The sequence below is a fragment of the Evansella halocellulosilytica genome (assembly GCF_002335745.1).
GTDB classification, from domain to species: Bacteria; Bacillota; Bacilli; order Bacillales; family Salisediminibacteriaceae; genus Bacillus_CA; species Bacillus_CA halocellulosilytica.
Genome location: NZ_NIST01000001.1, coordinates 4213147 through 4224829 on the forward strand (window position 1 = coordinate 4213147; position 11683 = coordinate 4224829).

Consider the following 11683-nt stretch of genomic DNA (forward strand, 5'->3'; position numbering starts at 1 on the left):
AATTTCAATCACTCGTTAGATGACTAGCTTTAGCGAAGAGCGATTACACCATGAGTTCCCACACGAATGTCGTGACTTTGGCGTTCCATGCAGGACGCGGAGGTATAGTCGAAGATCTGATCTAGCGATTTGTCTCGACGGACAGGACGTCCTAATGCCGGGCATACTACAGGACATGGAGTTTTGTCCGACCAGTTTTCATCGACGATAACCAAAGACGCGCTTGCGCTTTTCTTATAAGTATTATAACCATTGGATAATAATCGCTTCTATCATGGCCGCAACACCAGCTGCTGCTAAAATAATAATCATAACTGTAAACACAGTTGGAAATAACATATAGCCGGTATACATAAATACAGCCATCCATATTCCTAAACACCAATGACAGCTTAAAAGTTCACCAACCCACTTCTTCCATCCATGATCAGCGACAATATAAATCGTTTCTAGTTCTCCATGTTCATTCGTTTCCTCTTCTACTTTTATAAACGGTCTCCTTATAAACTCTGTTATAGAATCATAAATGAAAAGATGCGTCATCCGAAAAACGGCAATTGTAAACAAGATAAATTCAAATGGTGTAATTTCCATAAGACATGAACTCTTTGAAAGAAAGTTTCTTCAGCCGTCGTAAGAGCCCATTTTTTCACCTCCATCCTCTTGTTTCAAACACTTTCTTTCTATAACTATGCAAGTACCTTGTTTTTGTTTAGCAGAAAAACAAAAAATATACTGGGACAAAACTCAGTTATGAAAAATGACCCTCACCTTTTGGTGAGAGCCATTTCAAATTTATTAGGTTTTTATATTGGTGGTGATTGGGCAAAAATACACTCGCATGCACCCTAGAGCACAAGTGCGATGGTTGACAGATCAAGTGGTCTGAATGTAATTGGACAAAAAAGAGATTCCGATTATCAAACACGATAACCGGAATCTTTTTTTACTTTATTGTGATTGTTTTGTCCCAGCCTCATGAGAGATGATTTACATCATCCCAATTGTGTTATATCCACCGTCCACATGGAGTAACTCACCAGTTATTCCGCGTGACATGTCACTCATTAAAAACAATGCTGTATCACCAACCTCTTCCTGTGTAACTGTACGTTTGAGTGGAGAATTTTCTTCCATTTCTTTTAATACATCATTGAATCCACCGATGCCTTTTGCAGCAAGAGTTCGAATCGGTCCAGCGGAAATCGCATTAACCCTAATATTTTCCTTACCTAAGTCATTTGCTAAATATTTAACACTTGCATCAAGTGAAGCTTTAGCTACCCCCATGACATTATAGTTTTTCACGACTTTTTCTCCACCTAAGTATGTTAATGTAACAATACTTCCACCTTCAGTCATAAGTGGTCGTGCTGCTTTCGTTACAGCTGTTAATGAGTATGCAGAAATGTCATGTGCTAACTTAAAACCATCGCGTGTCGTGTTCAAATACTCACCTATTAACTCATCACGGTTAGCAAAAGCAATACAATGTGCTAAACCGTGGATAACTCCGACTTCTTCTTGAATTTGTTGAAACGTTTTATCAACTTCCTCGTCACTCGTTACATCACAAGGTAATATGAGTGAATCATTTCGGTCTAACGTTTCTGCCAACTGGCGGACATTTTTCTCTAGTCTTTCACCTGCATATGTAAAAATTAACCTGGCACCTGCTTTTGATAATGATTCTGCAATCCCCCAAGCAATACTTCTTTTATTTGCAACTCCCATAATGACATATGTACGCTGACTTAAATCAATCTTCATTTACATTTCCTCCTCAACATTTTATATGTTGTTATTAGTACTTGGTCTTAATTTTATCTTGAAAAGTAGACAAGGTCAACATTGTTCTCACACCACTCATACCAACAGCCATATGTAATCATTATGAGTATGGAAAAAACAGTTAAAAAGAGTTGCCCTCAAGGTTGATGAGTGTCCATTCTGACTTATCAGGTTTATTATTGGGGTTGATTGTTCAAAAATACATTCGCTCTCGAGGACTTATTTAGAATGATTCTAGTTAGCGGATAAACACGGATTTTCACAAAAAAACCTATTTTCGCGGATAAAACGAAAAATTCCAAGAATAAACTTAAATTTTTCATGAAATAAACATGGTAAGTCGCAGCTTATTCATAGTGTAACGTTCTTTGGAGCTAGACAACAATCGAGAGATTAAAATTTATATTAATTCTTATATTTTAAAAAATGCAGGAGAAACATCTCCTGCATCATCTAAACGAAATTTACTTTTCAAAAAGCGCCCTTAATTGCGTAACATGCTTTTGGCTTCCTGAAACGATCATTCGATCGCCTATATTTAAAACCGTATCACCGTGAGGGATGATCGATTCGTTCCCTCTGAAGATCCGAACAAAAACAGTATCCCCTAAAATTGGCATTTCCCTCAAAGGCGTTCCTGCAATACTTTCATTTTCTAATTCTACTTCTGAAAGTCCATTTTGAGGATTTTCAAACATTTCAACGACATGCGGTGATTCAATTAACGTTTTTAAAACGAGCTGCGTCGAGAAAAACATAGAGAATACGTCAACCCCGATCTGCTCAAGTTCCTCTTTATATTCAGGTATATCTACTCGTGCGATGACCCGCTCAGTACCATATTCCTTCGCATATTTGGCAATTTGTAAATTGTTATCTTCATTACCTGTCGCGACAACAATCGTATCTCCATCAAAAACACTATGCTCCTCAAGAGATTCAATTGAAAAGTCCTTCATTTCATTTACGGAAAATGAAGAGTCAATATTAAACTCTTCAATTTTATCTTGCCTTCGGTGAAAGATCTTTGCTTTAAAGCGATCCGGATCAATCGTTAACGATAAAGGCATCGTTAATTGATTTGCCCCGACAAACATCACTTCTTGAACATCGTCCTCTTCCATGCGAGGGTATAACTTTTTAAACACGATCGGTGTTAAAATACAAGATAATACAGCGACTAATATTAATGCTGAAGATAAAATTTCATCGATAACACCCATTCGTTCACCAATTGCAGCTGCAGCAATGACTAAGCTTAATGTGGACGTTAATAAAAACCCTGCTCCGATTGTTTCCTTCCAATTATACCATTTTAGTAAGAACAAACTCGGGATTACTTTTGAAATTAATAAAGCTAATAGTAAAAGCGGAATTAACAGCATTACTTGAGAATCACTGAATAATGCCCATAAATCTAAGTCTACTCCTACCATAACAAAGAAGATCGGGATAACGAATCCGTACCCAAATGAGTCTAGCTTTTTAACCATTTCTTTGTTTGGTGCTAATAACGATACGAGAACACCCGCTAAAAATGCGCCTAATATGTTTTCTGCTCCAACCGTTTCTGATAGCGCAACAAGAAAAATAATTAATGCAAAAATAGCACGTGTATCAATTTGTATCGTCCCTTTTGTCATCGTTTCAAAGAAAGAGCGGTGCTGGTATTTCTTTGCTAGCCAATAAATGAAAAGACCAACTGCAAATAAAATGAGAAGTAACCACATGTTTCCTCCATCATCGGCATATAACGAAACAAAAACAGCAAGTAAAATCATCGTAACTAAATCAGCAATGACAGCAACGAGCAAAATCGTTTGACCGATTGGTTTATCCATTATATTTGCTTCTTTCAAAGTAGGAACAACAACACCTAACGAAATCGTTGATATAATTAATGTCATCAGGAATGCATTATCAACAAATCCTAGCCATACTAACAAATAAGAGAGCAATAACGATAAGGCGAATACCCCAAAAAAGATGACTGTTGCCGCGAAAAATGGATTTCCTTTTGACTGATTATTCTTTTGTTTCTTCCGAACAAAAGCTGTAAAATCAATTTCTAATCCGCTTAAAAACATTAAAAAGATAAATCCTAATAAGGACAATGATTCTAACCATATATCTGTCGTTACAATATTGAAGCCACTTTTACCAATCACAATCCCCGCAATAATTTCTGCGACAACAACAGGTATAACTCTCAACTTTAACTTGTGCAGTAGAACAGGAATAAGAAAGGCGATGGAGACGACAATAACTAATGATGTGACGGATGCATGTTCTTCCATGATGTTCCTCCTTCTCCATTTCTTTTATCATATAGGTACCTTACCGTTCATCTTTATGATGAATACGGTTGTTGAATGACGGTACAATGACTAAACGTTTTTCACAAACGACATCAATCATAGTAGAGCATCGGTTGATTGTCAATACAAAATTGGGAGGGAATGTCCTTGTACGATATTATCGGAGATATCCATGGTTGTTATGATGAAATGCTCGACCTTTTGCAAAAATTAGGTTATCACATGTATAAGGGGGAACTTATACACTCTAGCAAGCGAAAGCCTGTATTTCTTGGAGATTTAACGGATCGTGGTCCACAATCGGTTTCAGTTATCAAAGGTGTCGCACGCTGGGTAAAAAATGGACAAGCTTACTATTGCCCGGGGAATCATTGTAATAAACTTTATCGATATTTGTTAGGTAGAAATGTCGTCATTAATAACGGTTTAGAAACAACTGTGGAAGAACTTCAGCAACGATCCAATGATGACCGCGAGAAAATTTCCTCTAGTTTTATTGAGCTTTATGAGCAATCCCCATTATATTTACAGCTTGATGACAACAAGCTCATCGTTGCTCATGCTGGAATTCGACCAGATTATATCGGTAAAGATCACAAAAAAGTCAAAACGTTCGTTTTATATGGTGACATTACAGGGGAAAAGCATCCTGATGGAAGACCAATACGAAGAGACTGGTCGAGTAAATATCATTTTGACAGCTTTATCGTATACGGACATACACCAGTAAAAGAAGCAAGAAAAGTAGGTCAGACAATAAATATAGATACTGGATGTGTATTCGGAAATAAATTAACGGCTCTCCAATGGCCTGAAAAAAATGTTGTCTCTGTTCCTTCAAATCAACCGTATGTTGCAGAAAAATTTAATCCGATCGACCAGCATTAAAAGAAGCCCTTACTCGCGTTTTGCTACGTAAGGGCTTTGTATGCATCATGCATATCAGCTGGAAGCGGTGCTGTAAAATGCATCGTTTCCTTTAATAATGGATGTTCAAACGTGATTGAGGATGCATGGAGAGCTTGACGTTCAATTTGTTCATTAGATCCACCATATAACGAATCCCCGAATAAAGGGTGACCAATTGAACTCATATGAACACGGATTTGATGAGTCCTTCCTGTTTCAAGCTTCAGTTGAATGAGAGCACCATTTATTTTTTGGTCAAGAACAGAGAAGTGAGTGACCGCTCTTTGACCAGTTTGTGAAACAGTTCTTTCGATGATGCTTCCATCTTTACGAGCTATCGGCTTGTTGATCGTTCCTGTTTTTCTCACAACGTTTCCGTGAACGAGCGCTTGATACGTCCGACTTATTCCTCTTTTTTGCTGCAACCTGACAAATTGATCGTGCACGTAACGATGTTTCGCAATGAGTAATAGACCAGATGTATCCTTATCTAAACGATTTACGGCATGAAACGTCGTCGGGATATGATGTTGCTCATAGTAATATAAAATGGCTCCTGCTAACGATGGTTCATCTTTATTTTGAGGAGGAATAGTCGGCAATCCGTGCGGCTTATCGATGACAAGCATATGTTCATCTTCATAAATAATCGTAAGCGGTACTGGTGAAAGCTTTATGTATTGACTACGATTTTCTGGCGGAAAAATGATTTCAACTACATCCCCGCTTTTTACCATCGCACGAACATTTACATCCTCACCATTAACGATCATTTCTCCACCTTGAAATTTTATGTCTGCAAGAGCTTTACGGGAAATTTGTTTACTATTACGTAAAAAGTCACGAAGAAGCTGTCCATCCTCTTCAGGAGCAACGTGCCAGCGTATTGATATTCGGGACATTAGCCTGTGATGAATGATTCTTTCACCCTTTTCCAAAAAGGGAACGGCCTGAATCGGGCAAAACGTACTTGTTCTTCTGCAACACGGCATTGGATGGACTTTACTTCTTTTTGTAACAATGTCTTATGATCAATTGTCACTTGAAAATCGACATCATTAATCGGCTTTAACAAACATGTGTGGTGTTGCGGCAGCACGAGCGGCGATCCAATTGTTCGATATACTCTATTATTTATCGATGCCATTTCAGCAAGCTGAATCGATGCTAAAGAAGGATGCAGGATTGCACCACCTAAAGCCTTGTTGTATGCTGTACTCCCTGAAGGTGTCGAAATACATAAACCGTCACCACGAAATGTTTCAAACAAGTCACCTTTAATTTCTATATCCATCACAAGGGACCCTTCTGTACTCTTCACTGAACATTCATTTAAAGCGAGAAATCGTTCAGATTTTTGATCTCCATTATGACGAATAATTACCTCTAATACTGGATATTCAACCACTTTAAATGGGGTCTTTGCAATATGTATGACAAGCTTTTCAACTTCGTCAGGTTTCCAGTCTGCATAAAAGCCTAGATGTCCGGTATGAACACCGACAAAAGCGGTGTCATTTAAACGGTGTAAATACTCGTGAAAAGCTTCTAACAGTGTACCGTCTCCACCAACTGAAATCACAATGTTTGGCTCTTCAGGATCATAGGTAAGTTCAAACTCTTGTAAATAGTTTTTAATTTTTTGCGTAATCATGTTCGAGTCATGATCTCCACGTGACCGGACAGTAAACTTCATATGTATTCAACCTCCTCACCTATTTTTTCGCATAGACTCTTGTTTTTTCGAGATGATTTGTTGAGCTTCTTGGACTTCACCTCTTATTTGAGTCATTTCTTCATCTAACCGAAAAGCCGCTTCAGCTGCTCGTTTAAGTCTTCCTTCAACTTCAGGAGGAATGTCTCTTCCGTACTTATACTGTAGTGAATGCTCAATTGTTGCCCAAAAATTCATTGCCAACGTACGAATTTGCAATTCAACAAGAAGTCGCTTTTCCCCTTCAATCGTTTGAACAGGGTACCGCAAAACGATATGATAAGATCGATATCCACTTTGTTTCTTATGTTTAATGTAATCTCGCTCTTCAACAATTTCAAAATCAGTTCGCGAATGAATCATTTCAACAACCGTATCGATGTCACCAACAAACTGGCACATGACCCGTACACCTGCAATATCTTGCATTTGTTCTTCTAATTCGTTTAAAGGGATGTTCTTTCGTTTTGCCTTTTCCAAAATACTGGATACAGGTTTGACTCTTCCTGTAACAAATTCAATTGGGGTTTGTTTAGACGAGAGTTGATACTGTTCTCTAACACTTCTTAATTTGATTTTTAGTTCATCTACAGCTTGTTTGTATGGCGCGAGCATCACATCCCAATCTTTCAACGAAATCACCACCCCAGCTAATTGTAGTTATATTATTTTCCCTCAAGAAATCGCATGAGTAAAATTGAGGACATAAGAGCTCGTAAGCTCTTGCTAAACATCCTTTTGTCGAAGTCATCAGAGAGCAGTGAGATGCACTAGCCTTTTCATCCTTTTATTTATAATTCCTATTACATTAGTTAAAAGCGCTCTCAACTGCCTTTACCATCTCGTCACCATAATTTTTGTTTCCCTTAATATTTTCGACCAAGTACCCAATTTCAGTCCAAAATTGCTCTAATGTCATTTCGACATTTCCAGATTCCTGTTCAAAAACGAGAATGACATCATGATGATCGTTCCTTGCAACAGAAAGTACTTCCCACGTTGCAGCAGGAAAACGTACATGCGCAAAAGATTCATGATCTTCTAGTAAATAGATAAACATTTGATTATCTGAATCGGCTAACATTTGTCCTTCTGGTCGTAACGTATGTAAATAATCAATCGTTTCTTCAGCTTTTGTTGTTGCAAAGAGTTTATTTTCTGTTACTGTTAGTTCGTGTATTGTCCATGAATGAATCATTAATTCGACCTCCAACATTGATACTTTCCACGTACAGTTTATCATATAAATGTATATCACCGGAAATAGAAACAAGCTTGAACGAAACTTAAATCTTTTTCAGAAACGTTACCTCACTTCTTTTGCCATTCATATATGAGCCCGAGCACCTTAAGCTGTGATAAACACATTGTAGCTTTCCCAGCAAGTGGATTACTAGTGATCATTTGTTCAAAAAAATAGACAAATTTCCTACTCATAAGTCGATTGTTATTCTCCTAAAGCTATGAAATAATAAAATCATGCAATGTATATAGTAGGTGATACGATGAATCAAGAAATTGAAATAGAATTTAAAAATCTTCTTACAACAGATGAATACAACAAATTATCAACGATCTATTCTTCTCAATTATGTAAGAAACAGAAACAAACGAATTATTACTTTGATGATAGTCGGATGTCATTAAAGGAACATGGCTGTGCCCTTCGAATTCGTGAAAAGTCCGGTGAATATTACTTAACCTTTAAAGAGCCTCATCACGATGGATTGTTAGAAACTCATCAAAAATTAACGAATACCGAAAAAGACGAAGCAATTAAATTAGGAAAAATTCCTTCTGGTGATGTATTAAATCAAGTTCAAAATAAACTAAAAAGCATGAAAACTGAATTTGTTTTGTTAGGTGAACTGACAACATTTCGAATGGAAGGAAATGTTGAAGGCGGACTTCTCGTATTAGATGAGAGTCACTATTTACATATGATTGACTATGAATTGGAATTCGAATGTAATGACGTACATCTTGGAAAAAAAGCATTTGATAAATTGCTTGAGACACATAATATACGTAGTCGACACACACCGAATAAAATTCGCCGATTCTTTGAATTAAAAATGAAGTTGGAAGGAAAGAACACTTAATTAAATGGGAGGTGTATGTAGTAAATGAACATGAATGGATTACAAGATTTTTATCAGTGGCAAATACTTCGTTCTTGGGGTGAGAAGCAGACAAATTCACAAACGAATCCTGCAAAGGGTAATGGTATGAATGACACATTCCAGCAACTATTAACTGAACAAATCAAACCTTCTTCAACACCATTAACGACATCGATTTCCAACGATGTTCAGGCAATGGCTAGGTCACTTGATCCTTCAGCAATAGAAAATATTACAGGGCATGCTAAAGCTTTTGCTCCTTATATTGAAGAAGCATCAAAAAAGTATGGGGTTGATGAAAAGCTCATCTATGCAGTGATTCAGCAAGAATCTGGATTTCGCCCTCGAGCGGTCAGTCATGCTGGTGCTAGAGGATTAATGCAATTAATGCCTCTTACAGCACAAGGGCTTGGCGTAGAGAACATTTTTGACCCAAAAGAAAACATTGAGGGCGGTACAAAATATTTAAAACAAATGCTTGATCGTTATGACAATAATATAGAGCTTGCACTTGCAGCCTATAATGCCGGTCCTGGCAATGTAGACCGTTACGGAGGAGTCCCACCATTTAAAGAAACACAAAATTATGTTCCTAAAGTATTATCAACGATAAATAATATGTCCACATCGACTATGGCATAAGAAAGCGCAAGCGCCCTCTCTCACAAGCGAAAAGCGCTGCCTAGCATCGCTCTGTGGTTATATCCGTCGAGACAACTATCGAGAGTGTGCAAATTATATAGGTTCTTTTTTAAAAAATCCGTCTCATAAGGCGGATTTTTTCTTTTTAAGTCTTTTTAGTAGCATTTTTCACCATTTGAATGTATTATGACATATTGTTAACATAAAAGAAGCATCTTTTTGATATGACAAGTCTCATTAGTTGATGGGATATAAATCGATTGATACAATAAAATGACAGAAATAGGATCTTATATACTCATATCATGATTACAGGAGTTTACTATGTATTACAGTAACGAACAAACACCATTTGATCTCATAGGAGAAGAGAAACTGTCAGAGCTAGTTGACAGGTTTTACGAGCTTGTATCAGAACACCCGGATTTAGCTCCTATTTTTCCTAATGATTTAACAGAAACAGCACGAAAACAAAAGCAGTTTCTTACACAATTTTTAGGCGGACCGCCATTATATTCTGACGAACATGGGCATCCTATGTTACGAGCTAGACATATGCCATTTAAAATCACACCAGTAAGAGCTCAGTCATGGCTCTCTTGTATGGCACAGGCAATGGTAGAGACAGACATACAAGATCCAGTCAGAACACATATTTTCGATCGTCTAACACAAACTGCTCATCATATGATAAATACTAAAGAGTAAAATGCTCTCTTTTAATAGGAGGGGGATCAAAATGGGTACAAACGATAAAACATTTGTATGTGATGATGAAACAGGGATATGTTGTCCAAAAGAACCGGCATCATTTTATATAAACCCTACTGAAAAAAAACCAATTGAAATTTATATGTTTATTGACCCACTCTGTCCTGAATGCTGGGCTTTAGAACCGATAATCAAAAAGTTACAAATGGAGTATTCTTCATATTTCACGATCCGGACACTTCTTGGAAATGAAATAAAGTGTTTAAATCAGCCAAATCAGTCTTCACATTATCGCCAAATGGCTCAAGTGTATGATGAAACTGCTAATCGCACTGGTATGCCATGTGACGGAGATGTGTGGCATGAAAATGAATTAACGACTCCATACTCAGTTATGATCGGGATTAAGGCTGCTGAGCTTCAAGGTAAAGCTGTCGGATCAAAATATTTGCGACGCATTAGAGAAGCGTTATTTCTTCATAAACAAAACATCGCTGAAGAGCCGGTATTAATTGAATGTGCCGAATATACAAAAGGAATGGACGTTGAAGAATTCAAACAGGATTTACATTCACAAAGTGCTACAAAAGCGTTTAAATGTGACGTTAAAACGACGAAAGAAATGGATGTAAAGTCTGTTCCAACATTAGTTTTCTTTAATGATGATATCGAAGAACCCGGTTTAAAAGTATCAGGCTTGTATGATTACAAAGTTTACGAAGACATTTTACATGAGATGTTAGGGACAGCACCTGAAAAATGTCCGCCGATTTCTATCGAACAATTTCTTAAATTCTACTCATTAGTAGCTGAAAAAGAAATATCAGTCGTCTTTGATATGACAATCGAAGAAGCTGAAAAAGAAATGAAAAAACTCCAAATCCAACAAAAAGTAAAACCAGTTTCAGTAAAGTACGGGACATTATGGAAATATGTTGACTAAAAGATATGGTGTTTTTCACTCAAACGTAATAAATGTTTCACCGTCAGAATGATCATCAATATGGTCATTCTTTTTTTGTATACATATCATCATGTTAGCGAAGTCTTTGCATATTCATTATAAAAGAACTTGTCTAATACATTTCTTCGAGGAGAAAGGAGTTTTACATATGTGGATTAAATACTTGATTGGAATTTCCGGAATTGCTATTAGTTTCTATTTCGTTTTACTTAGTTTAATGAACCTGTTTCCAAAATGGATCGCATTGCCACTCCTTCTTAGCTTTATCTTATATACTTTCCAATCTTATAACCGTCGTCATCAATTTAAAGGGTTTCATAGCCTCCAACAAAGAAAATAATAAATCAGTACAATGGTTTTACGGTATAGGTTGTCAGCTTACTCTATGCATGAGAGTCTGATATCCACGGAAATAACGTACTTCATATTTGACGCTTATGGTGTAATAACGATAACTATTACACACATATTTAATCATTACTTACAAACAACAAAAACGCATAAGTTTTCA

13 protein-coding genes are annotated in these 11683 nt (G+C 36.9%); 6 read left to right on the plus strand and 7 right to left on the minus strand.

Going from position 1 to position 11683, the window contains the following annotated elements; translation table 11 throughout:
* Positions 1-243 precede the first annotated feature (243 nt).
* The 3 genes from CD001_RS20035 to CD001_RS20045 form a co-directional block, all read right to left on the minus strand.
* Positions 244-594, minus strand: a complete 351-nt coding sequence (locus tag CD001_RS20035; protein ID WP_096189364.1) for a DUF1360 domain-containing protein — start codon at positions 592-594, stop codon at positions 244-246.
* A 396-nt stretch (positions 595-990) separates the two neighbouring features.
* Positions 991-1770: an enoyl-ACP reductase FabI gene (gene fabI / locus CD001_RS20040; protein ID WP_096189365.1), complete on the minus strand. Its 780-nt coding sequence runs from the start codon at positions 1768-1770 to the stop codon at positions 991-993.
* Positions 1771-2255: 485 nt separating this feature from the next.
* A complete protein-coding gene (locus tag CD001_RS20045) occupies positions 2256-4088 on the minus strand; it encodes a monovalent cation:proton antiporter family protein (protein ID WP_096189366.1) in 1833 nt (610 codons plus the stop codon).
* Positions 4089-4256: 168 nt separating this feature from the next.
* On the opposite strand from CD001_RS20045, the gene prpE reads away from it, so the two are divergent.
* Positions 4257-4997, plus strand: coding sequence for a bis(5'-nucleosyl)-tetraphosphatase PrpE (gene prpE / locus CD001_RS20050; RefSeq protein WP_407081121.1), 741 nt, complete (start codon positions 4257-4259; stop codon positions 4995-4997).
* 23 nt (positions 4998-5020) lie between these two features.
* Here prpE and CD001_RS20055 read toward each other — a convergent pair whose 3' ends face one another.
* The 4 genes from CD001_RS20055 to CD001_RS20070 all read right to left on the minus strand — a co-directional run bounded on the left by CD001_RS20055 (position 5021) and on the right by CD001_RS20070 (position 7930).
* Positions 5021-5956, minus strand: a complete 936-nt coding sequence (locus CD001_RS20055) for an RluA family pseudouridine synthase (protein WP_257009873.1) — start codon at positions 5954-5956, stop codon at positions 5021-5023.
* Entirely contained in the window at positions 5920-6714 is a 795-nt protein-coding gene (locus CD001_RS20060; protein WP_096189369.1) for an NAD kinase, read from the minus strand. The genes CD001_RS20055 and CD001_RS20060 overlap by 37 nt, the downstream gene beginning before the upstream one ends.
* A 15-nt stretch (positions 6715-6729) precedes the next feature.
* Positions 6730-7365: a GTP pyrophosphokinase gene (locus CD001_RS20065; RefSeq protein ID WP_096189370.1), complete on the minus strand. Its 636-nt coding sequence runs from the start codon at positions 7363-7365 to the stop codon at positions 6730-6732.
* A gap of 175 nt (positions 7366-7540) precedes the next feature.
* A complete protein-coding gene (locus CD001_RS20070) occupies positions 7541-7930 on the minus strand; it encodes a UPF0738 family protein (protein ID WP_096189371.1) in 390 nt (129 codons plus the stop codon).
* A 307-nt stretch (positions 7931-8237) separates the two neighbouring features.
* On the opposite strand from CD001_RS20070, the gene CD001_RS20075 reads away from it, so the two are divergent.
* From CD001_RS20075 to CD001_RS20095, 5 genes are all read left to right on the plus strand, one after another.
* Positions 8238-8834 (plus strand): CYTH domain-containing protein, encoded by a 597-nt coding sequence (locus CD001_RS20075; protein WP_179298830.1) that lies wholly within the window; start codon positions 8238-8240, stop codon positions 8832-8834.
* Between the two features lie 24 nt (positions 8835-8858).
* Complete coding sequence (locus CD001_RS20080) at positions 8859-9497, plus strand: lytic transglycosylase domain-containing protein (protein WP_096189374.1); 639 nt, start codon at positions 8859-8861, stop codon at positions 9495-9497.
* Positions 9498-9821: 324 nt separating this feature from the next.
* Positions 9822-10205 carry a globin domain-containing protein gene (locus CD001_RS20085; RefSeq protein ID WP_096189375.1) on the plus strand — a complete coding sequence of 128 codons (384 nt, stop codon included), beginning with the start codon at positions 9822-9824 and terminating at the stop codon, positions 10203-10205.
* Between the two features lie 31 nt (positions 10206-10236).
* Positions 10237-11151, plus strand: a complete 915-nt coding sequence (locus CD001_RS20090) for a ClpXP adapter SpxH family protein (protein ID WP_096189377.1) — start codon at positions 10237-10239, stop codon at positions 11149-11151.
* A gap of 169 nt (positions 11152-11320) precedes the next feature.
* Positions 11321-11512 carry a hypothetical protein gene (locus CD001_RS20095; protein WP_096189378.1) on the plus strand — a complete coding sequence of 64 codons (192 nt, stop codon included), beginning with the start codon at positions 11321-11323 and terminating at the stop codon, positions 11510-11512.
* Positions 11513-11683 lie beyond the last annotated feature (171 nt).